The 21624-nt window shown below is 68.8% G+C and carries 24 protein-coding genes; 11 read left to right on the forward strand and 13 right to left on the reverse strand.

Annotated elements, in window-relative coordinates:
• Nucleotides 1–29 precede the first annotated feature (29 nt).
• Entirely contained in the window at nt 30–1775 is a 1746-nt protein-coding gene (gene kstD / locus AC069H_RS13295) for a 3-oxosteroid 1-dehydrogenase (RefSeq protein ID WP_478230064.1), read from the forward strand.
• Nucleotides 1776–1779: 4 nt separating this feature from the next.
• Here kstD and AC069H_RS13300 read toward each other — a convergent pair whose 3' ends face one another.
• Complete coding sequence (locus AC069H_RS13300) at nt 1780–3075, reverse strand: pentapeptide repeat-containing protein (protein ID WP_478232572.1); 1296 nt, start codon at nt 3073–3075, stop codon at nt 1780–1782.
• A gap of 65 nt (nt 3076–3140) precedes the next feature.
• A complete protein-coding gene (locus tag AC069H_RS13305; RefSeq protein WP_478230066.1) occupies nt 3141–3650 on the reverse strand; it encodes an anthrone oxygenase family protein in 510 nt (169 codons plus the stop codon).
• Nucleotides 3651–3687: 37 nt separating this feature from the next.
• Between AC069H_RS13305 and AC069H_RS13310 the strand changes: the two genes are divergently transcribed.
• Nucleotides 3688–4287 (forward strand): TetR/AcrR family transcriptional regulator, encoded by a 600-nt coding sequence (locus tag AC069H_RS13310; protein WP_478230067.1) that lies wholly within the window; start codon nt 3688–3690, stop codon nt 4285–4287.
• Nucleotides 4288–4377: 90 nt separating this feature from the next.
• Complete coding sequence (locus AC069H_RS13315; protein ID WP_478230068.1) at nt 4378–4917, forward strand: TetR/AcrR family transcriptional regulator; 540 nt, start codon at nt 4378–4380, stop codon at nt 4915–4917.
• A gap of 226 nt (nt 4918–5143) precedes the next feature.
• On the opposite strand, the gene AC069H_RS13320 is transcribed toward AC069H_RS13315, so the two are convergent.
• Both AC069H_RS13320 and AC069H_RS13325 read right to left on the reverse strand, forming a co-directional pair.
• Nucleotides 5144–6706, reverse strand: a complete 1563-nt coding sequence (locus AC069H_RS13320) for an amidase (RefSeq protein WP_478230113.1) — start codon at nt 6704–6706, stop codon at nt 5144–5146.
• Nucleotides 6707–7052: 346 nt separating this feature from the next.
• Nucleotides 7053–7745, reverse strand: a complete 693-nt coding sequence (locus AC069H_RS13325) for an IclR family transcriptional regulator (RefSeq protein ID WP_478232412.1) — start codon at nt 7743–7745, stop codon at nt 7053–7055.
• A gap of 229 nt (nt 7746–7974) precedes the next feature.
• Here AC069H_RS13325 and AC069H_RS13330 point away from each other — a divergent pair, with 229 nt between their 5' ends.
• Nucleotides 7975–9369 carry a serine/threonine-protein kinase gene (locus AC069H_RS13330; RefSeq protein WP_478230070.1) on the forward strand — a complete coding sequence of 465 codons (1395 nt, stop codon included), beginning with the start codon at nt 7975–7977 and terminating at the stop codon, nt 9367–9369.
• Here the strand turns inward: AC069H_RS13330 and AC069H_RS13335 are convergent.
• Nucleotides 9344–10201 (reverse strand): LLM class F420-dependent oxidoreductase, encoded by an 858-nt coding sequence (locus tag AC069H_RS13335; protein ID WP_340682911.1) that lies wholly within the window; start codon nt 10199–10201, stop codon nt 9344–9346. The genes AC069H_RS13330 and AC069H_RS13335 overlap by 26 nt on opposite strands.
• Nucleotides 10202–10227: 26 nt before the next feature.
• Nucleotides 10228–11418: a cytochrome P450 family protein gene (locus tag AC069H_RS13340; protein ID WP_478232413.1), complete on the reverse strand. Its 1191-nt coding sequence runs from the start codon at nt 11416–11418 to the stop codon at nt 10228–10230.
• A 106-nt stretch (nt 11419–11524) separates the two neighbouring features.
• Between AC069H_RS13340 and AC069H_RS13345 the strand changes: the two genes are divergently transcribed.
• Complete coding sequence (locus AC069H_RS13345) at nt 11525–12601, forward strand: TetR/AcrR family transcriptional regulator (RefSeq protein WP_478232414.1); 1077 nt, start codon at nt 11525–11527, stop codon at nt 12599–12601.
• Here the strand turns inward: AC069H_RS13345 and AC069H_RS13350 are convergent.
• Nucleotides 12598–13122: a GNAT family N-acetyltransferase gene (locus tag AC069H_RS13350; RefSeq protein ID WP_478230074.1), complete on the reverse strand. Its 525-nt coding sequence runs from the start codon at nt 13120–13122 to the stop codon at nt 12598–12600. The genes AC069H_RS13345 and AC069H_RS13350 overlap by 4 nt on opposite strands.
• Nucleotides 13123–13201: 79 nt before the next feature.
• Here AC069H_RS13350 and AC069H_RS13355 point away from each other — a divergent pair, with 79 nt between their 5' ends.
• From AC069H_RS13355 to AC069H_RS13365, 3 genes are all read left to right on the forward strand, one after another.
• Nucleotides 13202–13570, forward strand: a complete 369-nt coding sequence (locus tag AC069H_RS13355) for a winged helix-turn-helix transcriptional regulator (RefSeq protein ID WP_125674622.1) — start codon at nt 13202–13204, stop codon at nt 13568–13570.
• Between the two features lie 94 nt (nt 13571–13664).
• On the forward strand, nt 13665–14261 hold the full coding sequence (locus AC069H_RS13360) for a TetR/AcrR family transcriptional regulator (protein WP_478232415.1): 597 nt from the start codon (nt 13665–13667) through the stop codon (nt 14259–14261).
• 35 nt (nt 14262–14296) lie between these two features.
• Nucleotides 14297–15058: an SDR family NAD(P)-dependent oxidoreductase gene (locus AC069H_RS13365; RefSeq protein WP_478232416.1), complete on the forward strand. Its 762-nt coding sequence runs from the start codon at nt 14297–14299 to the stop codon at nt 15056–15058.
• 3 nt (nt 15059–15061) lie between these two features.
• Here AC069H_RS13365 and AC069H_RS13370 read toward each other — a convergent pair whose 3' ends face one another.
• From AC069H_RS13370 to AC069H_RS13395, 6 genes are read right to left on the reverse strand one after another with little or no spacing between them, the layout of a single operon-like run.
• Nucleotides 15062–16852, reverse strand: coding sequence for a thiamine pyrophosphate-requiring protein (locus AC069H_RS13370; RefSeq protein ID WP_478232417.1), 1791 nt, complete (start codon nt 16850–16852; stop codon nt 15062–15064).
• A 29-nt stretch (nt 16853–16881) separates the two neighbouring features.
• A complete protein-coding gene (locus AC069H_RS13375) occupies nt 16882–17385 on the reverse strand; it encodes a hypothetical protein (RefSeq protein WP_478232418.1) in 504 nt (167 codons plus the stop codon).
• Between the two features lie 12 nt (nt 17386–17397).
• Complete coding sequence (locus AC069H_RS13380; protein ID WP_478232419.1) at nt 17398–18693, reverse strand: NAD(P)/FAD-dependent oxidoreductase; 1296 nt, start codon at nt 18691–18693, stop codon at nt 17398–17400.
• 2 nt (nt 18694–18695) lie between these two features.
• The gene (locus AC069H_RS13385; protein ID WP_478230081.1) at nt 18696–18962 is read right to left on the reverse strand and encodes a DUF4235 domain-containing protein; all 267 of its coding nucleotides are present in this window, start codon (nt 18960–18962) and stop codon (nt 18696–18698) included.
• The gene (locus AC069H_RS13390; RefSeq protein ID WP_125674610.1) at nt 18959–19264 is read right to left on the reverse strand and encodes a DUF3618 domain-containing protein; all 306 of its coding nucleotides are present in this window, start codon (nt 19262–19264) and stop codon (nt 18959–18961) included. Before AC069H_RS13390 ends, AC069H_RS13385 begins: the two co-directional genes overlap by 4 nt.
• A complete protein-coding gene (locus AC069H_RS13395) occupies nt 19261–19674 on the reverse strand; it encodes a phage holin family protein (protein WP_340682899.1) in 414 nt (137 codons plus the stop codon). Before AC069H_RS13395 ends, AC069H_RS13390 begins: the two co-directional genes overlap by 4 nt.
• Nucleotides 19675–19810: 136 nt before the next feature.
• Between AC069H_RS13395 and AC069H_RS13400 the strand changes: the two genes are divergently transcribed.
• From AC069H_RS13400 to AC069H_RS13410, 3 genes are all read left to right on the forward strand, one after another.
• Nucleotides 19811–20272, forward strand: a complete 462-nt coding sequence (locus AC069H_RS13400) for an SRPBCC family protein (protein WP_478230084.1) — start codon at nt 19811–19813, stop codon at nt 20270–20272.
• Nucleotides 20273–20368: 96 nt separating this feature from the next.
• Nucleotides 20369–20830 (forward strand): hypothetical protein, encoded by a 462-nt coding sequence (locus AC069H_RS13405; RefSeq protein ID WP_125674604.1) that lies wholly within the window; start codon nt 20369–20371, stop codon nt 20828–20830.
• 30 nt (nt 20831–20860) lie between these two features.
• Entirely contained in the window at nt 20861–21190 is a 330-nt protein-coding gene (locus tag AC069H_RS13410) for a DUF3140 domain-containing protein (protein ID WP_478232420.1), read from the forward strand.
• The last annotated feature ends 434 nt before the right edge of the window (nt 21191–21624 follow it).

Here is a 21624-nt window from a genome sequence, read left to right on the forward strand (position 1 = left end):
CTCGCTCGATCCCCACGCGAGGAGGATTCATGGGTCCCGATTCCGGTCTGTCCCGGCGCCAGGTCCTGCTCGGCACCGGGCTCGCGCTCGCTTCGGGACTGCCGTTCGCCGGGACGGCTTCGGCCGCCTCCACGGTGCTCGGTGAGTACGACGTCGTCGTGGTCGGGGCGGGCGCGGCGGGGATGACCGCCGCGCTGACCGCGGCGAAACGCGGCCTCAGCTGCGTGGTGCTGGAGAAGGCGGCGAAGTTCGGTGGTTCGGCCGCCCGGTCCGGGGCGGGGATCTGGATTCCGTGCAATTCGGTGCTGGCCGAGGCAGGCGTCCGCGACACCCCGGAACAGGCCGCCCGGTACTTGGCCGCCGTGGTCGGCCCGTCGATCCCCGCCTCGCGTCAGCAGGCGTTCCTCGCCAACGGTCCGGCGATGCTGTCGTTCGTGATGGCCAACAGCCCGCTGCGGTTCCGCTGGATGGAGGGCTACAGCGACTACTACCCGGAGCTGCCCGGCGGGATGCCCGGCGGCCGCTCGATCGAGCCTGACCAGCTCGACGGGAACATCCTCGGCGCCGAACTGGCCAATCTGAACCCGCCTTACCTCGCCACGCCCGCGGGGATGGTCGTCTTCAGCGCCGACTACAAGTGGCTCGCGCTGGCCGCAGTCAACCCGAAGGGCGCCGCGGTGGCGGCCGCCTGCCTCGCGCGCGGCACGGCCGCCGCGCTGGCCGGGCAGAAACCGCTCACCATGGGCCAGTCGCTGGCCGCGGGACTGCGGGCCGGATTGCAGCGCGCCGGGGTCCCGGTCTGGCTGAACACGCCCCTGACCGATCTCGTCATCGAGAACGGGAAGGTCACCGGCGTGACCGTCGCGGCGGGCGTGGTGAAAGCCCGGCGCGGCGTCATCGTCGGCTCCGGCGGGTTCGAGCACAACGCCGCCATGCGGGCGGAATACCAGCGCCAGCCGATCGGTACACAATGGACTGTCGGCGCCCGGTCGAACACCGGGGACGGGATCCTGGCGGGTAAGCGTGCTGGAGCGGCGCTGGACCTGATGGACGACGCCTGGTGGGGACCGGCGATCCCGCTCCCCGGCGAACCGTACTTCTGCCTCGCCGAGCGGACCCTGCCCGGCGGGCTGATGGTGGACGCGGCCGGCAAGCGATTCGTCAACGAAGCGGCGCCCTACAGTGACGTCGTGCACACGATGTACGACCGGAACCCGACGTCGCCCACCATCCCCGCGTGGCTGGTCGTCGACCAGCACTACCGCAACCGGTATCTCTTCCGCGACATCGCGCCGCTGTTGCCGTTTCCCGGCGAGTGGTACTCGGCGGGGGCGGTCAAGAAGGCGTGGACCGTGGAGTCGCTCGGCAGCGCGATCGGCGTTCCGCCGCAGGCGTTGCGCGCCACGGTCAACCGGTTCAACGGGCAGGCGCTGTCCGGTGTGGACAGTGACTTCCGCAGGGGCGCCAGCGCTTACGACCACTACTACACCGATCCGTACGTCCTGCCGAACTCGTGCCTCGCGCCGCTCTGGGAGCCGCCCTTCTACGCCTTCAAGATCGTCCCGGGCGACCTCGGGACCAAGGGCGGGATGCGCACCGACGCGCGGGCGCGGGTCCTGCGGGCGGACGGCTCGGTCATCCCCGGCCTGTACGCCGCCGGGAACGCCAGCGCGGCGGTGATGGGCAACAGTTACGCGGGGGCGGGGTCGACGATCGGCCCGGCGATGACCTTCGGGTATGTCGCGGCGAACGATCTCGCGGATCAGCCGGGCTGAGGCTTCATTCGTCTTCGAGTGCCTTGTGCGGTCGAAGTTGTGATGGGACGAAGGGAACGCCGTCCAAGGTGGAGTCGGTGAACCTGATGTCACCGCTGAACGTCGTTCCGTCGAACGTGGTGTAGCTGCTGAAGGTTACCTGGTTGAACCAGGCGTCACCCGCGAACGCGGCTTCGGTGAAATAGGACCGATGCGCGAACGTCACACCGGGAAGGTAAGCGTCTTCGAAGAACGTGGCGTCATCGAAGGTCGCACTGTCGGCGAAGGTGGCCTTGCTGAACACCACGCTGCCGGTGAACGTCGTGTTCGTGAAGCGAGCCTTGCGCAGGAACGAGGCGGAGCGAAATGTGGCGGTCCCTTTGAAGGTGGCCGCGTCGAATCTGGCCATGGCTTCGAAGGTCGCTTGATCGAATCGTACGTTGCCGGTGAACCGTGCTTCCGAGAACCAGGAGTCGCCGGTGAACGTGACGCCGTCGAACCTGGTTTCCCCATCGAAGTGGATGCCCATGAGCAAGGTGTCACCGCAGAACCGGGCGTTCGAGAAGCGGGCGTTGTTGAGCCGGCAGTCGCGGAGCATGACGTCGATCAGCAGCGCGCCGCTGAGATCCAGGTCGATGTCCGGCCAGAACCGTTTCCCGTCCTGGTAGTTCGGGTCGAGATGGTCGGCCAGGATGCGTTGGGCGGTCGTTCGTACTTCGCGTTCTTGAAGTTCACTTCGGTATTCGTCGTGGATCTCCTTCTCGGCGGTGGGATCGGGAGGCTTGTCAGGTAGTTCGTAAGGCATGCGCAGATAGGCACTGATCACATTGACGATCGTCTGACGTTGTGAAGGATTGTCCTGCGCCAGGCGATCGAGGGCGTACAGCCCGGCGAGCCGAACGGGCGCCTTGTCGGCTCCCAGCTGCTCGACTGCTTTGAGGTAGAGGTCGCTGATCCGCCGCTCCGCGGCATCGTGGCGAGCGTCGTCGTTGGCCTGTTCTCGCAGCTGGAGGTCATGGCGTTTGGTAATGAGGTCCTGTTCCGCGGTCTGCTGGCGTCGAGCGGCCAGGAGCAGCGCGATGGCGCCGCCCGCTCCGAGCACGATCGTGCCGACGGTGCGCACACCCTCCAATCGGGCCTTGTCGGCGTCTGTCCCTTTTCCGTAGAGAAAGAACAGCACCCAGCAAGCGGCGACGGCGAAGATCAGGAGAAGTCCGGCGCACAGGGTGATGGTGCGATTCGACAGGGTTCGATGTTTCCCTTCGGAGGCGCCGGTCGGTCGGGTTCGCGACTTCTCCGGAGCGTGGGAATCATCGGCCATCGGACCATGATCGCAGCGCGAGGCCGGTTTCGAATCTGGCGAATACGTGATACGTCCGGGCGTGTTCAGACTGGTCGGGACGTTTCTCGCGCCGGAGTGAGGACGCGGTCGGCGAGCTTGAGCCGTGAAACGGCGATGACGAGCACGAAAGCGATGAGCGCGGCGACGGTCCGGACGACGTTGTAGGTCTCCCACTGATCGAGGATCGCCGCGTGGTCGGCCGGTGCCGAGGTGGTCGCCCAGACCTTGATCCGGCCGTTGATGGGCACGTTCCCGAAGCGGGTGACCAGGAACGACGTCACGACCAGTGCCGCGGCCACGCCGGCCAGCTGTCGCGGCCGTCCTCGGCTCAGGAAGGCGAGCGCGAGGGAGCTGATCGCCGCGAGCGCCATCGCGGTCTGCATGACGACGCCGTTCCGCTGCATCAGCGCGGTGTGGAAGGTCAGCCGCACGTCGAGCGGGACGACGTCGAACGTGGCGGCGACGTTGACCGCGCCGTAGCCGAACGCCCCCGCGAGCAGACCTGTCGACAAAAGGGCGACACCGGTGACGAGACCCGACTTTATCTTTGACATGCTGTCAAACATAGCGACCTGGGTTAGGGTTGACAACATGTCCGAGCTAGCCGAGGGGCGGCAGAGGCGGCGGCGGACCGACGCCGATCGCAGTGTCGCTTCGATCCTCGCCGCGGCCAAGGAAGTCCTTGGCACACAAGCCCATGCGAGCGTCGAGGACATCGCGAGAGCGGCTGGGGTGAGCAGGCAGACCGTCTATGCGCACTTCAAGACCCGCGAGGCGCTCCTGAGCGCGGTGATCGACGCGGTGTCCGAGGAGGCCGCGAACGAGATGGACGCCGCGCGGCTCGACGAGGGTCCCGCCGCCGATGCCATGCTGCGCCTGCTCGACGTCGGCTGGAGGATGTTCCGGCGCTACCCGCTGCTGCCCGCGGGCGCCGCCGAAGAGAACGATCCCGAAGCCGACCGGGACCGGCATTCGGCGGTGGCCGATCATCTGGACCGGCTGCTCACCAGGGGCAAGGCGTCGGGGGAGTTCGACCAGGACCTCGCGAATCCCTGGCTCGTCAACGCGATCGTGGCGCTCGGCCACGCCGCCGGCCACGCCGTCGACGCGCAGCAGCTGACGCTCGAAGACGGCGTCGACGCGCTCGCCGAGAGCGTCCTGCGGCTTTGTGGTGCCGCTCGGCGGGACTGACGGACACGGAACGCCCCGAAGCGCTCACGGCCGGTTCCGCACCCGTTAAGGTGAGGCGTTCGCGTGGCATCAAGGGCTGGGGGGTCCGCCATGATCATCAAACGTGCCTATCACCACGGGGATCTTCGTCGTGCGCTCGTCCTCGCCGCACGGGAGCTCCTCGTCGAACGAGGTCCGGAGGGGGTGAGTCTGCGCGCCGCGGTCGCCAAGGTGGGTGCGTCCACCGCGGCGCCGTACCGGCATTTCCGCGACAAGGACGCGCTGCTGGTGGCGGTCGCGTTGGAGGGGCACGCCGAAGTGCAGGGCCGCCTGCGGGCCTGCGGCCCCGGGACGGTGACCGCGCTCGGCCGGTCCTACCTCGGCTTCGCCCTGGATAATCCGGCGCTGTACCGCCTGATGGCGGGCGCCGGGATCGGTGACCGCGCCGCGTACCCGGAACTGGCCGAGGCACACCGGGTGACCTGTGCGTTGCTGGCCGACCGGGTGGGGGAGCGGAACGATCCGGATGGTTTCGCGGTCACGCTCTGGTGCCTGCTCCACGGCCTGGCCACGCTCGTGATCGACGGCCACGTCGAGCGCGACGCCGCGGTCGCCGAGGCCGAGCGCAGCCTCGGGCTCCTGGTCCACTAGACGGGGGCGTGGTGCGTCTGCCTCAGGGGCACTGTGTGGATTTCGGGGCGTTGGATGACCAGAAATCCACACAGTGCCCGCGTGACCGGTCCGGTCACGACGGTCACACCCACGCGCCCACCGGCCACGCCGAGTGGCCACATGGGGACCACGCCACCCCTTTGCGCTACCCCTCGACAAGGGCGTCGTGGGTGATCCGCGCCCTGGATCACCCACGACCCACGGTTCAGCCGATGGACGGGATGAAGGTCGGCAGCCGCCGGACCTTCGTGTCCTGCTCGAAGGCGTAGGCGATGGCCAGCAGCGACGGTTCGCTGAACCGCCCGCCCATGATCGACAGACCCAGCGGCAACGGTCCGGCGTACGCCATCGGAACGGTCATGTTGGCGTAGCCCGACACGGCCGCCGGGCCGGACGAGTCGATCAACAGCGCGCCGTCACCGACACCGAGCTGTGTCTTCCACGCGGCGTTGTTCGTCGGTGCCACGATCGCGTCGAGCTTCTCGCCGCGCAGTGTTTCGTCGAGGCCCCGCCGGGCGGCGCTCGTCGCGGCTTCCCGCATCGCGCGATACGCCGGATCGGTGAGATCGCCGGTGGTCGCCTGGGACCGGTCCCACAGGTTGTGGGTCCAGTACGGCATTTCGACCGCCGCGTGGTCCAGGTTGTACTGGATCAGCCCCGCCAGGTCGGCGGGGTGCTTGCCGCCGGTGGAAGCGAGGTAGGCGTTGATGTCGTGCTTGAACTCGGTCCTGATCGCGGGGAACTCGTTGGCCGCGATGACGTCCAGATAGGGGATGGTGATCTCGACCGTGGTCGCGCCGAGCTTCCGGAGCCTGCTCAGCGCCTGCTCGAACGCCGCCTTCGTCGTGTCGTCCGGCGTGTAGACCTCACGCCAGACTCCGATGCGTTTTCCGCGCAAAGCGTTGGGGCGCAGGAATCGCGTGTAGTCGTCGAGTGACTGCCGGGCGGCGTCGACGGTGATCGGGTCACGACGGTCGGCCCCGTTGAGCGCCGCGAGCAGGATCGCGGCGTCGACCACGTTGCGTGCCATCGGACCCGCCGTGTCCTGCTGTTTCGACACCGGCACGATCCCGCTGCGGCTGACGAGCCCGAGGCTCGGCTTGACCCCGACGATGCCGTTGGCGCCGGACGGGCAGGAGATCGAACCGTCCGTCTCGGTCCCGACGGCGACGGTCGCCAGGTGCGCGGCGACGGCCACACCCGAGCCGGACGAGGAGCCGCACGGGTTGCGGTCGAGAACGTAGGGGTTGGCGGTCTGCCCGGCGAGCGGGCTCCAGCCGTTCGACGAGCTCGTGGAGCGGTAACTCGACCACTCCGACAGGTTGGCCTTGCCGAGGATGACCGCTCCGGCCTCGCGCAGGTTTTCGACCACTCCGGCGTCGCGGTAGGGGCGGGATTCCAGCAGTGCCGTCGAGCCCGCCGTGGTCGGCTGGCGGTCCGCGGTGTCGATGTTGTCCTTGAGCAGCACCGGAATACCGTCCATGGGGCCCTTCGACCGGTGCCGGTGCCGTCGCACGTCACTCTCCGCGGCGAGCCGCAGCGCATCCGGGTTCGTGGTGAGCACCGCGTGGAGCGTCGGGTTCAGTTTGCGGATCCGCTGCAGATAGAAGGCGGTCAGCTGGACCGAGGACAGCCGTCCGGAGCGCATCGCCCGCTGCAGATCGGGGATCGTCGCCCGCTCCAGGTCGATCCCGGCCACCACGGGGCGGCCGGAAGGTCCCGTGGCCCACGCCGGGACGGCCGTGGTGGCCGACGCCGCCGACGCCATGACGAGAAACGTGGCCACGGCCGCGCCACGTTTTTTCCAGGAATGTCTTGTCAAGGAATTCCCTCCTGTTCGAAAGAATTCCTGAACAGTACGTGCGCGGCACCGGTTCGGAACCGGCCCCGAAAAGCGGGGAACGGTGAATTGATCGCCGCGCGGCCGCCGATCCGGTACGCGATCGGTCACGCAAACAGCCTGCTGGGCAAGGGTGTTCATGATTTCGGCACTGGGTGGTGCCGGTCGCGGACGCACGGTGAGGGGATATCGGTGATTTCGTCGGAAATATTCCGCCTGCTTTCGGTGCGGCATCCGGTTCCGTGTTGATCGCGGATTGTTCGCGGTTCGCCGATCATCCGGCCCGGTCCGGTCGTGAACATTCCGCGAGCGCGGCGCCGAAGGAGCGTGCGGTGCTCGTCAGCCCGGCCACCGCGGAAACCGGGTCGCGGCGGGCGGGCAGGACGGCGGCGAGTGCCGCCCCGACCCGGCCGTCCGGGGTCCTGATGCCGACGGCCGCGCAGCAGAGTCCTTCCGTGATCGTCTCCGATTCGGCCGCGTACCCGGCCGCGCGTATCTCCAGCGTGTCCGTGTCCGGTTCGGCGAACGCGGGGTGATGAGCCGCGAGGAGCCGTCCGGCGGCGGTCCCCGGCGGAAGCGGGCGGCCCGGCCACACGGGGACGTCGTCGGCGGGGAGGACGGCGCCCGCGGCGACCAGCGCGCGACCTTCCCTGGGGACCACGAGCACCAGGCTCGCGCGCATCCGCGCCGAAAGCGACGGCAGCCGCTCCTTGGCCAGACCCCGGAGTTCGGGCAGCCAGAACCGCCCGAGACGGAACACCCGCGAACCGATCCGGTAGCCGCGGCCCGCCCGCTCGACCGCGCCCAGGTCGGCCAGCTGGTCCAGAAGCCGGTGCACGGTGGTCTTCGGCAGCCCGGTGGCCCGTACGAGCTGGGTCAGCCCGGCCTGCCCGCCGTGTTCGTCGAGCGCTTCGAGCAACGCGAACGCGCCTTCGAGCACGCCGCGTCCGCCGATGGGTTCCCGCATCGCCCCCCTTTCCCGGAAAAAGGTCACACCGGAGAAGTAAAGTGCGCCCCCGACAGGCCGGGATACGAACTTTCGGGCAGCCGATGGGGTGGTGTTCCGCTGAACGGCCCCTCCGTCGACGTGACCGACACCGCGCCGCGAACCACCCTGCCGGGTCCTGCCTTCCGGCGCGTTCCTGGCATGCTGGCAAGGTTCGCGCGAACACCACAGCTCCAGGGGGACGTCGATAATGGAGGAGATCCGCCGCCTCGCCGACCGGTTCGATCTCATCGAGCCCGTCGGCGGTGGCTCCATGGGCACCGTGTGGCGGGCGCGCGACGAGAACCTGGAGCGCACGGTCGCGGTCAAGGAACTCCTTCTGCCGCACGGAGCCGGTGAGCAGAAGGCCGACGAGGCCAAGAACCGCGCGCTGCGCGAGGCGCGGATCGCCGCGCGGCTGGTGCATCCGCACGCCATCACCGTCTTCGGCGTGATCGACGAGCAGGACCGCCCGTGGATCATCATGGAGTACCTGCCTTCGACCAGTCTCGCGGACAAACTGCGCGAAGGGCCGATGGAGGTCGACGACGTCATCCGCCTCGGCATCCAGCTGTGCTCGGCGCTGGCGGCCGCGCACCGGGCGGGCATCGTCCACCGCGACATCAAGCCCGGCAACGTCCTGCTCGGCCACGACGACACCGTCAAGATCACCGACTTCGGGATCTCGCGGGCGATGGGCGACGTCCAGCTCACCGCGACCGGCGAGATCTCCGGGACACCGGCGTTCCTGGCGCCGGAGGTGGCCCGCGGCGAGGACGCCACGTCCGCCTCCGACGTGTTCTCGCTCGGCGCGACGCTCTACACCGCCCTCGAAGGCGGCACGCCGTACGGCACGGCCGAGAACCCGATCGCGTTGCTGTACCGCGCGTCGAGCGGCGAGATCACCCCGCCGACCAGATCGGGGATCCTGACGCCGCTGCTGAACCGGCTCCTCGACGTCCGGCCGGACAGCAGGCCGACGATGGCCGAGACCGAGCGGGAGTTGCGGGCGCTCGCGGCGGGGGAACCGACGACGCTCGTCGCCGAAGAACCGCCGCCGAAGGCGCGCAAGGGAATGCTGATCGGCGTGATCGCCGTGTTCCTCGTGCTCGCGGCGGCCGCCGCCGCGGCCGTGGTCGTGGTGCTCAGCCGCGACGAGGAGACCCCGTCCGGCCAGGCGCCGCCGCCCTCCCTGTCGCAGTCGGCCGTCCCGACCACGTCGGAGCCGGTCGCGCCGCCGCCATCGCCGTCGTCCGCGCCGACCTCGACACCGTCTTCGTCGTCTTCGTCCGCGCCGCCTCCGGCGCAGACGCCGGGTCAGGCGCTCACGGCGTACTACGCGCTCATCCCGGGGAACCTCCAGGCGGGGTTCGCGACGTTGAGCGACAACTTCAAGCAGAAAAGGAACCAGAGCTTCGAGCGGTATTCGAACTACTGGAAGCAGTTCAGCGCGGTGACCGTGTCGAACGTGACCGAATCCGGCAACACGGTGACGGCGACGCTCACCTACGTGCGGGCCTCCGGCGGGACCACGACGGAGCGGGAGACCTTCGTCCTGGTCCAGCAGGGCGGCCGGTACCTCATCGACTCCCAGCGGGCAGGCTGAGTTTCCCGGCGAGGCGCTGAAGCCATGCCTCGACCTCGTCGGGGGAGCGGTCCGGGAGGCCGAAGATCGTCTCGGTGACCCCGGCCGCCTCCAGCTTGGCCAGGTTCTCCGGATCCGGACGGACGCCGAGCGCCGAGATCTCCGGTTCGCCGGCGCGGCCCGCCTCGCGCCAGATCTCGCGCAGCCGCCGGGCTTTGTCCTCGATGTCCGTGTCGCCGGGCGTGGTGAGCCAGCCGTCGGCCGACTTCGCGATCCAGCGGAACGTCTTCTCCGTGCCGCCGGCGCCGACGATCACGGGGATATGCGCTTGAGCCGGTTTCGGCCACGCCCAGCTGGCGCCGAACGAGACGAACTCTCCCTCGTACGAGGCTTCGTCCTGTGTCCAGAGCGCGCGCATCGCTTCCAGGTACTCGCGCAGGACCGTTCGCCGTTTGCCGCCGGGGACGCCGTGATCGGCCAGTTCGTCGACGTTCCAGCCGAAGCCGACGCCGAGGGTGACCCGCCCGGCCGAGAGGTGATCGAGACTGGCGATCGTCTTCGCCAGCGTGATCGGATCACTCTCGACCGGGAGGGCCACCGCCGTCGCGAGCCGGATCCGGGTGGTCACCGAGGCCGCGGTCGCCAGCGCGACCCACGGGTCCAGCGTCCGCAGGTAGCGGTCGTCGGGCAGCGACGAGTCGCCGGTGCGCGGATGTGGTGCCTCCCGTTTGACCGGGATATGCGTGTGTTCCGGCACGTGGAAGGTGTCGAAGCCCGCGGCTTCGGCCGCCCGCGCGGCGGCCGCCGGGCTGATACCCCGGTCACTGGTGAACAGCACTATCCCGTGTCTCACATCCGGTCACGCTATTAGAACGTGTTTCAGTTCGCAACCGTGGTGTGCAGGGTGACCGGCAAGGCGTTCAGCCGCCAGGTGCCCGGGTCCGGGATCCGCAGCAGGCCGTCGGCGAGGGCGAGATCGGGGAATCTGCGCAGCAGGGCGGTCAGCGCGACCTCGGCCTGAACCCTGGCCAGGGAAGCGCCGAGACAGAAGTGCGGCCCATGGGCGAAGGCGAGATGCCAGGCGGGCCCCGCCGCGCGCCGGATGTCGAAGACGTCCGGGTCCGGGAAGGTTCTCGGGTCCCGGTTCGCCGCCGCGATCGCGACGGTAACAGGTTCTCCTTCGGGGATGACGACATCGCCGATCCGGACGTCCGTGGCGGCGAACCGGGGGATCGTCAGCAGCTGCGGGCTCTGCCAGCGCATCACTTCCTCGACCGCGCCGGGCATGAGCGCCGGGTCCTCGCGGAGCTCGGCCAGCTGTGTGGGGTGGGAGAGCAGGATTTCGACGGCGTTGGCGATGAGGTTGCCGGGCACCTGGCCACCCAGCACGAGTTGCCAGACCAGGGCGACCAGTTCGGTTTCGCTGAGCCGGTCGCCGTCTTCGGCCTGGATCCGGAGCAGTTGCGAGACGACGTCCTCGCCCGCGTCGAGTTTCCGGTCCGCGATGGCGGCGAGCGCGCCCTCGACGATCCCGGGGACCGCTTTCGCGAGTCCCGCGCCGTCGCCTGCCGAGACCAGGGCGCCGTATTCGCGCCACCGCGGGCGGTCGGCCGCGGGGATGCCGACCAGTGCGCAGATCACGTCGACCGGCAGTGGACGCGCGAAGGCGGTGACCAGGTCGATCCGGTCTTGCCCGGCGAGTTCGTCGAGGAGGTCGTCCACGAGCCGCTCGATCCCCGGGCGGAGGGCGGCGGCCTTGCGCGGGGTGAACGCGGGGGCGACGAGCCGCCGGAGCCGGAGGTGTTCCGGGCCCTCGACCTCCTGCATCGTCCGCATGTACGGGCGGCAGTGGTCGGGGATGTCCATCCGCTGGTAGCTGTTCGCGCTCAGGGCGAACCGCGGGTCGCTCAGCATTTTCCGCGCCTCTTCGTGGCGCAGCACCGCCCACATCGAGAACCCGGGTGCGCTGAGTTTGGCGATCGGGGAGCGCTCACGGACCGGTCCGTAGGCGGTGAACGGGTCGCGCAGGACCTCGGGGTCGGTCAGGAGGATCTCGGGAACGTCGGTCAAGGTGGCTCTCCCAATTCGGATGTTCAAAACAGATGTTCTCATCATCTGAATGGTCAAGGTATCTTGATCCGGGTCCGAGGGCAACGTGCCGGCAGACGGGAGGCCGATGGTCCGGCTGAGCAGGGCGGAGACGCAGGAGCGCAATCGCGCGAAGGTGCTGGCCGCCGCGCGTGACGAGTTCGCGGAACAGGGCTTCCGGGACGCCAAGATCGACGTCATCGCCGAGCGGGCGGAGCTCACCCGCGGCGCGGTCTACTCGAACTTCCCCGGAAAACGTGCGCTGTACTTCGCCGTTCTGGCCGAGCTGGCCGAACAGGCCGCGGGGGCGCCGCACGCGGTGCCCGGCGAGACGCTCGAGGGCGCGCTGGGCGCACTGGCCAGGTCGAGAGTGGCCGCATTTCCCCTGGACGACGATCAGGCCGGCCTCGCGCGCGACCTGATGCCGGAAGTACTCGCGGACGAGCGCGTCCGGCGGCCGTTCGCTCAGCTGGTGAAGCTCAACGGCCTCCTGCTGGGGCTCGCGCTGGAGCGGCTCGACCCGCCGGAGCGGCCGCCGGGGTCGCCGATTCCGCGCCGGGTCCGGCTCGCGGAGACCGTGCTGACCACCCTGCACGGCGCCGGCCAGCTGGCGGCCGCCGCGCCGGGGCTCGTCGAACCCTTCGACGTCGTGAGCGCCTGCGAACGGCTGGCGGGGCTGGCCTTCAACGATTGGTGGGCGCCGCCGGTGATCGCGCCCGCGGCACAGGCGGCCGACCGGCCTTGGTCACCGCCCGGGGCCGTCGATCTCGTGCGCGCCGAATCGTTCGTACCCGCCGACGGCGTGGTCGTGGTTCTGGGCACGCACCGGCTGGCCGCCGCGGAAGAGGCCGTCCGGGCCTCCGGCGGCGAAGTCACCGTCGTCGTCGTGACCAGTGAGCCCGCCGAGCTGGTGCCGCTGACCCGGCTGATCGTCGCGGAAGTGTGCGGCGGTCTGCGGCAAGCCTTCCCGGAACCATTCCGGCCGCGACTGCGCGTGGTGTGCGACGCGACCGGGACGCTGGCGGCGGCCGCGGGGGTGCTCGCGGTCAGCGACGAGACCGAGGTCGCGATCCGCGTCGAACGAGGTCGGATCGTCGCCACGGCGGACGGGCGCGGCGCGGGTCACGCCGTCTCGGGCGAAGTGTCCCGTGTGGACAGCGCCTAGACGATGTCGGTGTGCCGGATCCGGTACACCTGCAGGCGAAGCCCGTAGTACTTGTCGGTTTCCCCGACCCAGATCATCCCGAGCCGTTTCGCGGTCGCGATGGCACGCACGTTGTTCGGCCGCGCGACGGCGAAGAGTTCGTCCGTGTCCTGAGTGAACGCCCAGCCGATCAGCGCGCGGGCGCCCTCGGAGGCGTAACCCTCGCCCCAGGCGTCCGGATGCAGCTGCCAGCTGATCTCCAGGTCCTCTTCGTACGGTGGCAGCAGATGGATGCTCAGCCCGCCGACGACCAGGCCGTCCTCCTTGCGCTGCACCGCCCATCTCCCGCGCGGCGGCACGAGATTCGGCTGCGCCTGTTGCCAGGCCTGCAGAACCGAACGCATTGCGGCGGCGTCGGTCACCCGGTCCATCGCCGGGGTGAGCCACCGGGTCACGTCGGTGGTGCCGTAGATCGCCAGCGCGGCTCCGGCGTCGTCCTCGGACCAATCACGGACGACGAGCCTTTCGGTGGTCAAGTCCATGACAGAACGTTACGCGCACCGGCGGGGCCGTGGGGTGTCCGGATCATGACAACTCGGCAACCCGGCGTACCTTGGCCTCATGCGTGCCGACGCCTCGACGACCCCCGAACAGGCCTGCCCGATCGCCCCGGTGGTCGACCTCGTCTTCAGCCGCTGGACCACGCCGATCCTGTGGGCGCTCAACGAATTCGGCAGGCAGCGGTTCGTCGAACTCGAGCGGCGCATCGGTTCGATCACGCCGAAGGTGCTGACGCAACGGCTGCGGCAACTGGAACGCGACGGCCTGCTGACCCGGACTTATCACGCCGAGGTGCCGCCCCGGGTCGAGTACGAGATCAGCGACCTCGGCCGGAGCCTGGCGCCGCTTTTCGCGACCCTCGCGGACTGGTCGACGGAGAACCTGCCGAAGGTGGAAGAGGCCCGGTCGGCCTACGATTCCGCCTCCTGAGCCGGCTCTGTCGCTTCCAACCCCCGCAAGTAGATGACTAGTTGCGGCGGGCGCTTTCTTGACCGATCGGTCCAGATGTGGCTAGACTTCTCTCGTGTCCCGAGTAAAGGAATTCGATGTCGACGAGGCCTGTGAAGCCGCGCTGGAACTGTTCTGGCGGCAGGGGTACGAGGCCACCTCGGTCAGCGACTTGGTCGCCGAACTCGGCATCGGCAAGGCGAGTCTCTACGCCACGTTCGGCACCAAGCACGCGCTGTACCTGACGGCCTTGAACCGCTACATCGCCAGGGGTAACGAGCGGTTCGTCGAGGACTTCGCCGGGCCGGGCCCGGCGCTCGCGGGCGTGCGACGGCTCATCGACCGGTATCTCGCCGAGATACTGGGCGAATCGGGTCGTAAAGGCTGTTTCGTGGTCAACGCCGCCATGGAGATGATGCCGAAGGATCCCGAGGTCGCGCGGGTGGTCGAACGCAGCTGGGACGCGCTCGAACTGGCCGTGCGGATGGCGTTGAGCCGCGCGAAGGCGCAGGGCGAACTCGACGCCGCCGCGGATCCGGAAGAGCTCGCCGGTTTCCTGCTCACCGTCCTGCAGGGCATGCGGGTGCTGGGCAAGGGGCCGGATCCCGCGGCGCGGGTCAGGGCTACCGCGAAGCAGGCCATCGCGGTACTCGACGCCGCTCGCAAACACTAATAATGGAACGATCGGACCAGAAAGTGGTTACTACTGTGGGGAAGCGATTCAGCGGCAAGGTCGTCCTGGTCACCGGAGGAGGCTCCGGGATCGGCCGCGCCACGGCGGCGGCGTTCGCGCGTGAAGGCGCTCAGGTCGTCGTTTCCGGGCGGGACGGCGAAAAGCTCCGTCAGACGGTGAAGGAGATCGAGGCCGACGGCGGAACCGCCGACGCGGTGACCGCCGACGTGAGCGCCGGTTCCGAAGTCGAGCGTCTCGTCGCCGAGACCGTGCGCCGGCACGGCAAACTCGACATCGCCTTCAACAACGCGGGCATCCTCGGCAGTCCCGCGCCGACGGCGGATCTGGACGAAGAGGGCTTCGAGGCCGTCGTGCGGACGAATCTCACGGGCACGTGGCTGTCGATGAAGCACGAGATCGCTCAGATGCGGGCGGGCGGTGGGGGAGTCATCGTCAACATGTCGTCCAACATCGGCTCGCACACCCGCCTGCCGGGAATGGCCGCCTACGCCGCTTCGAAGGCCGCCGTGGACGTGCTGACGCGCACCGCCGCCCGCGACCACATCGGCGAGGGGATCCGGATCAACGCGGTCAGCCCCGGCGCCACCGACACCGGGATGTCGTTCCGGCCCGGCGAATCCGAGGCCGACCGCGCGGAACGGCTCGGTTCGGTCATTCCGCTCGGCCGGATCGGCGCGGTCGAGGAGATCGCCGCGGCGGTCCTCTGGCTGGCTTCGGACGAGTCCGCGTACGTCGTGGGGCACGACATCGTCCTCGACGGCGGCGCCAGCGCCTGAGGATCAGCGGCGCGAGGGCAGCAGTTCCTGCATCTTCGTCTTGATCCCCTGCGCCACCAGGTGCCAGGCGTCGGGCTCACCCTTCAGGACCGCTTCGGTCAGCGCCTTCACCTGCTCGAAGGTGGCGTGCGGCGGAATCGGCGGCACCTCGGGATCGCAGCGGACGTCCAGTACGGTCGGCACGTTGGTCGACAGCGCGACGTCCCATGCTTCTCCGAGCCGGGCGGGATCGTCGACGGCGATCCCGCCTAGGCCGATCTCCAGCGCGAAGTCCGCATAGGACACTTCCGGCAAGGTCTGCGACGGCTCGAATTTCGGCGAGCCGCCCATGGCACGCAGTTCCCAGGTGACCTGGTTCAGATCGCCGTTGTGGAACACGCAGACGACGCATCGCTGATCGGCCCACAGTTCGCGGTACCGGGCGATGGTCAGCAGTTCCGCCATCCCGTTCATCTGCATCGCGCCGTCGCCGACCAGGGCGATCACCGGCCGGTCGGGGTGGGCGAACTTCGCGCCGATCGCGTACGGGACGCCGGAGCCCATCGTCGCGAGGGTGCCGGAGAGCGTGCCCCGCATGCGGCCGCGCATCCGGAGATTCCTGGCGTACCAGTTGGTGGCCGAACCGGAGTCCGCGGTGACGATGGCGTCTTCGGGGATCCGCTCGGACAGTTCGTGCACGATCCGCATCGGGTTGACCGGAGATGCCTCCAGCATCGCCTGGCGGGTCAGCGTCTCCTGCCACTCGCCGGTGTTCTTCTCGATCTTTTCCCGCCAGCCGCGGTCCGTTTTGCGCTCCAGCAACGGAATCAGCTGTTGCAACGTGCCCTTCGCGTCACCGAGCAGGTTGACTTCGGTCGGATAGCGCAGCCCGAGGAACCGGGGATCGATGTCGATCTGGACCGCACGGGCCTGACCGAATTCCGGCAGGAACTGCGCGTACGGCATATTCGAGCCGACGATCAGGAACACGTCGCAGTCCCGCATCATCTCGTACGTCGGCCGCGTGCCGAGCAGGCCGATGGAGCCGGTGACGTACGGCAGGTCGTCGGGCAGGACATCCTTGCCCAGCAACGCCTTCGCCACTCCGGCGCCGGTGAGATCGGCGACCTCGCGCAGCTCGGTGACGGCGTTGCGCGCGCCCTGTCCGATCAGGATCGCGACCTTTTCGCCCGCGTTCAGCACCTCCGCGGCGCGAGCGACTTCCTCCGAGGGCGGGATGACACTGGCCCGCGGATGATCGGGCGGGGAGGACGGAACGTGCTTGAACTCGTGCCGCGGCGGCTGGTAGGTCTCCTCCTGCAGATCAGCCGGGATGATCAGCGCTGTGGGCGCGCGCTGCGCGATGGCCGTGCGAAGGGCGCGGTCGAGCGCGTTCGGCAGCTGTTCGGAGACATTGACCTCGACGAGGTACTCACTCGCGACGTCCTTGAACAACGCCTGCAGATCCACCTCCTGCTGGTAGCTGCCGCCCATCGCGCTGCGCGCCGTCTGCCCGACGATCGCCACCACCGGCACGTGGTCGAGTTTGGCGTCGTAGAGCCCGTTGAGCAGGTGGATCGCGCCCGGCCCGGACGTCGCCATGCAGACGCCGGGCCGTCCGCTCAGTTTCGCGTAGCCGACAGCCGCGAACGCCGCCATCTCCTCGTGCCGTGTCTGCACGAAACGGGGCTTGTTCTCCGCCGCGCCGAACGCGCTCACCAGCCCGTTGATCCCGTCCCCGGGATAGGCGAAGACCTGCTCCACGTCCCATTCGCGCAGCCTGGTCAGAACATGGTCCGCAACGGTTTCGCTCATGGTCGCCGGATACCGCTGCCGTCCGGCGGCTAAACGTCCTCGAGGATCTTGGTGATCCCCGCGACGACGTCCGGATGCCCGAGCGGCAGCGGCGGCGGTACCCGGTTGTACGGTTCGCCGGTGCTGTGGGGGAGCACGCCCACCGCGGTCCCGGACGAGCGCACCCGTTCGGCGAGGTCGGAGGACTCGTCCGGCACCGGGTCGACCAGCAGGACATGGGACGCGGCGCCGGGGTGGCGTTCGGCCAGCCGCAGCGCGTCCTCGGCCGAGTCGCCGGCGGCCACGACGTCGATCGGCGGGCCACCGGGTTCCGCGTCGCCGAGCACGTCTTCGGCCTGGCTGAGCGCGCCGTCCACCGGCAGCCTGCACCAGATGATCTGACGCTGGGCCGCGAGCGGCCGCCACGTCGCCGGGAGTTCACCGTGCTTGCCCTCGCCCGCAGGGTCGAGGACCAGCAGTTTCGCCCCTTCGACGCCGCCGTCGGTGACGACCGAGGGGCCTTCGGCGCGGACAGGATCGGATTCGGTGGTCATGGCGTCTCTCCTCTAGCAGTCGGTGCGGGGGAGTTCGGGGGAATCCGTGTCCAGCGGCACCGAACCCGAGCGGACGAGTCCTAATTGGACTGTCTGCCGCTTCGTCACCGCTTCCAGCGCCCAGTCGGTGGCGGTGCGCAGCCGGTTGCCCGGCATGGCCAGCAGGTGGTAGCCACGGGTCACCGCCTTGGCGGCGAATCCGGAAAGCGGGATGTGCAAGGGATTCGCCGCGGCCTGGTGGGCGCCGAGATCGACGACGAAGCCGAGATCGTGGTGCCGGTAGGTGCCGTGCGAGCCGTACCCGAGCGACGCGGCCACGTTCCGCCCGGCGAGTTTGCCCTGGCGTTCGGCGTGCTGGGCCGTCATCGGCGTGTATTCGCCGGGCCTGGTCAGATCCGGGACGGCCGCCGCGTCCCCGCACGCGTAGACGTCGCGCCGTCCGGGGACGTTCAATTGCGCTGTCACGACGAGCCTGCCCTTGGCCGTCTTCAGCCCCAGTTGCTCGATGAGCGGGTCCGGCCGGACCCCGACGCACCACACGAGGGTGTGGGTCGGCACGGATTCACCAGAGGTCAGCGTGACCCCCTTCTCGCCGGCGTTGTCGATCGACGTCTTCATCAGGACCTCGACGCCGCGTTCGCGCAGCACCTCGTCCGCCGTGGCGCCGAGCCGCCGGTCGAGTTCCGGCAGTACCCGCTCGGCCACGTCCAGCAGCAGCCACCGGATCTTCTGATCCTTCAGTTCGGGATGCCGGGCGGCGAGCGCGGCGGTGAACGCCGGCCCCTGCGCGGCGACCTCCGTGCCGGTGTAGCCGGCGCCGACCACGACGAACGTGCAGCGCGCGTCGCGTTCGGCCGGATCCTGCGCCGAGGCGGCGAGTTCTATCTGCCGGGTGACGTGATCGCGCAGGTAGAGGGCCTCGGGCAGACCGCGGAAACCGCGGGCGTACTCGGGAACGCCGGGGATCGGCAGCAGCTTGTTGACGCTGCCCGCGGCGAGCACGAGACGGTCGTAGCCGAGCGAGTGTTCGCGGCCCTCGGGGTCGGTGTAGCTGACGCTGCGATCGTCGAAGTCGACCGATTTGGCGGTCCCGAGCACCAGGCGCACACCGCGCAACGTGCCGGGGATGGACACCGAAATCCGCCGCGGTTCGAGGATCCCGGCGGCGACTTCGGGCAGCAGGGGGAGATAGAGGAAGTAGTCGGTCGGGTTCAGCACGACGACTTCCGTATCGTCGCCGACCGATTTGAGGAGGGTCTTGGCCGCGTTGTAGCCGGCGAACCCGCCTCCGATGATCACCACGCGCATCGTCAGTCCTCCGTGGGCCAGTCGCCGGTCGCCTTGCGGTAGCCGACCGCGCCCGCCCGTTCGGTGGCGGCCTTCACCGCGCCGAAGATCGCGCCCTGCGCGGCGGCCGCGACGATCACCTGGGTCCAGGTGAAGTCCCGGTCGGTGGCGTCCGGCGCGTCTTCCTCACCGCTCACGCGCTTCCAGATCTGCTTGAACGCGATCCCGGCGAGCACGCCGCCCGCGGCGCTCACGACCATGTTGAGCGGCTTGTAGAGAACCTTGTTCACGACGAAGACCTCTTTCGCATGATCAGCCGGATGGTGAAGAGCAACGCCAGGACACCGGCGAAGATCGGCAGGGGATTCGCGCGGACGACTTCGGTGCCCTGACGGAACTTCTCCGCCGCGGGCTCGGAGACCTTCTCGGAGATCTTGGCGCTCGCCTCGTCGACCTTGGTATCGAGGTTGTCGTTGACCCTCGCCTTGACGTCCATCTTCTTGCCCAGCGCGTCGAGGGTCTCGGTGAGTTCCTCTCGCGTCACGTCGCGATCCGCGCGGGCTTCTTCGGCGTTCTTGGGGAAATCGGTCATGAGCGCACTCCTTGCTTGACGGTGTCGACGTCCTCACGGACACCTTCGATGGCCTCTTCCGGCACCGGCGGGGTCGCGTTCGTGACCTCCTTCTTGCCGACGACGGCCGAAAGGCCGCCGATCAGCAGCAGCGCCGCGCCCGTCACCACGGCCGCCAGCCACGCGGGCATCACCAGCGCGAGTGCCAGCACCACCGCGGCGATCAGGGTCGCCAGCCCGAAAAGCGCGAATACGCCCGCGGCGCCGAACAAACCGGCACCGAAGCCCATCTTCTTCCCTTTGCGCTGCAACTCGAACACGGCCAGCCGCATTTCGTCGCGGACGAGGTGTTTGACCTCGTCGCTGAGATCGGAAACCAGTTCGCCGACCGACTTCTCTGCGGACGGCTTCCGGTGGGTCTCTTCGATCATGGGGCACCTCCTCGGAGCGTTCTGCCCGCCGGGTACCCGGCGGCCCGGCCGGTCAATCACAGCGTGTTTCGCCCCGCTGAGCGCCGGGTAGCCGGGGAGTGCCGGCTCGAAAAGCACCCAACCGACAGGAGGATGCATGAGCACGATCACCGAAATGGTGGACGTCGAAGTCCCGGTGACGACCGCGTACAACCAGTGGACTCAGTTCGAGAGCTTCCCGCAGTTCATGGAAGGTGTCGAAGAGATCCGCCAGATTGACGCGACGCACACCCACTGGGTGACCGAATTCGGTGGGGTGAGCCGGGAATTCGACGCGACGATCACCGAACAACATCCCGACGAGCGCGTCGCGTGGACGTCGGACTCCGGCCCCGACCACGCGGGTGTCATCACGTTCCATCGCCTGGGCGACAACAAGACCCGGGTCACGGCACAGATGGAGATCGATCCGGAAGGTTTCGCCGAGAACGTCGCCGACAAACTCGGTGTGCTCGACCGCCGGGTCAAGGGCGACATGAAGCGGTTCAAGGAGTTCATCGAGAGCCGGGGCCACGAGTCCGGCGCCTGGCGCGGTGACGTGGACCGCCCCGGCAGCTGACCGATACCCGGGACCTCCCCCTGGAAGACGCGTTTTCCTGGGGGAGGTCCCGGGTATCTCCTGGGGTGAGGTCCATTACGAAGGGAGCGTTCCGGCATGACTACCAACGCATACGTGGCCTTCCTCGTCATCGGGGTGGCGCTGGTCATGCTCGACGGTCTGATCATCTACCAGAGCGGTAAGCGCTACCTGCGCGGTTCACACGGCGATCCGGCCGCGGGCGCTTCCATGACGTGGCTCGTCACGGTGCTGTTCCATCTCGCGACGCTGGGCGTCTTGGCGCTGCTGTCGACCGTCGACATCGGGGGCAGCGACCTTCCTGGTGTGGTGGGCAGGCTGGGTGTCCTGCTGCTGGTTCTGGCCATCGCCCACGCGATCACGCTCAGCGTGCTCTCGCGGATCCGTGGTGAGCAGGAGGCCGAAGCGGTCATCAACCGGCCGAGGCGCGTCGAGCCCGAGCAACAGGGCACGACGGTGACGCCGGTTCCCGGGCAGGACGGCCGTTACCCGGCCGCGAGCCCGTCCATCGAACAGCAGGCGCCGTACACGACGCCGTAAGAAGTCGAGTGCTGGCAGGAGGTTTTCGCCGTGCACGAGATCGATGACGAACTGTGGGACGAATTCCATCGCGTGGTCAACATGACCTCGCGGGAACTGGCCGACTGGCTGCGCACGAGGTCGGCCCACGACGAGGACGAAGCGCTGCCGGACCAGGCGGGCACGCCGACTGGACGGCACGTGCTCGGCATCCTCGGCAAGCGCCGGACCGACCTCACCGCCGAGGACGAGCGGGTGATGCGCTCGGTCGTCCGGCGGGTCGAGGACCAGCGGCGTGACGACCTCGAACCGGTCGCGGGCGAGGCGCACTGGCGGCACAAGCTGATGTCGATGGGGCATGACCCACTGAAACCTGTGTAACTCAGAAGTACGTGAAGGGCCCCTTCACCGCGCTGGACGCCAGGGTCTCGGCGAAGTCGTCTATCCGCTGGTCATGTGGGTGGTGGAGGGGCTCGTCACTGTGGCCTGACACCTACTCGACTGTCCACAGGGGACACTTTCCGAGTGGTCGGGCCGATTCGGGCATTTTTCGGAGAGGTCGTGAGTGGTAAAGGTCGTTCTAACCCAATGTCATGTACCTAAGTTGATCTTGGGTGAGGTTGACGGGTGGGGTGAAGGCTCCCTTCGCTGTGTCTGATGCGACGAAGGGGGCGCCTTCGGCCTGGTCGTGGGTCGAGGGGGTCGTGGGGGGGGGTTTTTGGTTTTCCCCCCAAAAACCCCCCCCACCCCCCCCCCCAACCCCCCCACCAAGAAAAAAACAAACCCACCCCACCCCAACCCCCCCTCCTTCCCAC

The sequence above is a fragment of the Amycolatopsis sp. NPDC043887 genome, assembly GCF_056435665.1.

Bases quoted from the DNA above. Each gene is read 5' to 3' on its own strand.
- kstD (WP_478230064.1), top strand. From the start codon at position 30: ATGGGTCCCGATTCCGGTCTGTCCCGGCGCCAGGTCCTGCTCGGCACC.
- AC069H_RS13300 (WP_478232572.1), bottom strand. From the start codon at position 3,075: ATGGCCGATGATTCCCACGCTCCGGAGAAGTCGCGAACCCGACCGACC.
- AC069H_RS13305 (WP_478230066.1), bottom strand. From the start codon at position 3,650: ATGTCAAAGATAAAGTCGGGTCTCGTCACCGGTGTCGCCCTTTTGTCG.
- AC069H_RS13310 (WP_478230067.1), top strand. From the start codon at position 3,688: ATGTCCGAGCTAGCCGAGGGGCGGCAGAGGCGGCGGCGGACCGACGCC.
- AC069H_RS13315 (WP_478230068.1), top strand. From the start codon at position 4,378: ATGATCATCAAACGTGCCTATCACCACGGGGATCTTCGTCGTGCGCTC.
- AC069H_RS13320 (WP_478230113.1), bottom strand. From the start codon at position 6,706: ATGGCGTCGGCGGCGTCGGCCACCACGGCCGTCCCGGCGTGGGCCACG.
- AC069H_RS13325 (WP_478232412.1), bottom strand. From the start codon at position 7,745: ATGCGGGAACCCATCGGCGGACGCGGCGTGCTCGAAGGCGCGTTCGCG.
- AC069H_RS13330 (WP_478230070.1), top strand. From the start codon at position 7,975: ATGGAGGAGATCCGCCGCCTCGCCGACCGGTTCGATCTCATCGAGCCC.
- AC069H_RS13345 (WP_478232414.1), top strand. From the start codon at position 11,525: ATGGTCCGGCTGAGCAGGGCGGAGACGCAGGAGCGCAATCGCGCGAAG.
- AC069H_RS13350 (WP_478230074.1), bottom strand. From the start codon at position 13,122: ATGGACTTGACCACCGAAAGGCTCGTCGTCCGTGATTGGTCCGAGGAC.
- AC069H_RS13355 (WP_125674622.1), top strand. From the start codon at position 13,202: ATGCGTGCCGACGCCTCGACGACCCCCGAACAGGCCTGCCCGATCGCC.
- AC069H_RS13370 (WP_478232417.1), bottom strand. From the start codon at position 16,852: ATGAGCGAAACCGTTGCGGACCATGTTCTGACCAGGCTGCGCGAATGG.
- AC069H_RS13375 (WP_478232418.1), bottom strand. From the start codon at position 17,385: ATGACCACCGAATCCGATCCTGTCCGCGCCGAAGGCCCCTCGGTCGTC.
- AC069H_RS13380 (WP_478232419.1), bottom strand. From the start codon at position 18,693: ATGCGCGTGGTGATCATCGGAGGCGGGTTCGCCGGCTACAACGCGGCC.
- AC069H_RS13390 (WP_125674610.1), bottom strand. From the start codon at position 19,264: ATGACCGATTTCCCCAAGAACGCCGAAGAAGCCCGCGCGGATCGCGAC.
- AC069H_RS13395 (WP_340682899.1), bottom strand. From the start codon at position 19,674: ATGATCGAAGAGACCCACCGGAAGCCGTCCGCAGAGAAGTCGGTCGGC.
- AC069H_RS13400 (WP_478230084.1), top strand. From the start codon at position 19,811: ATGAGCACGATCACCGAAATGGTGGACGTCGAAGTCCCGGTGACGACC.
- AC069H_RS13405 (WP_125674604.1), top strand. From the start codon at position 20,369: ATGACTACCAACGCATACGTGGCCTTCCTCGTCATCGGGGTGGCGCTG.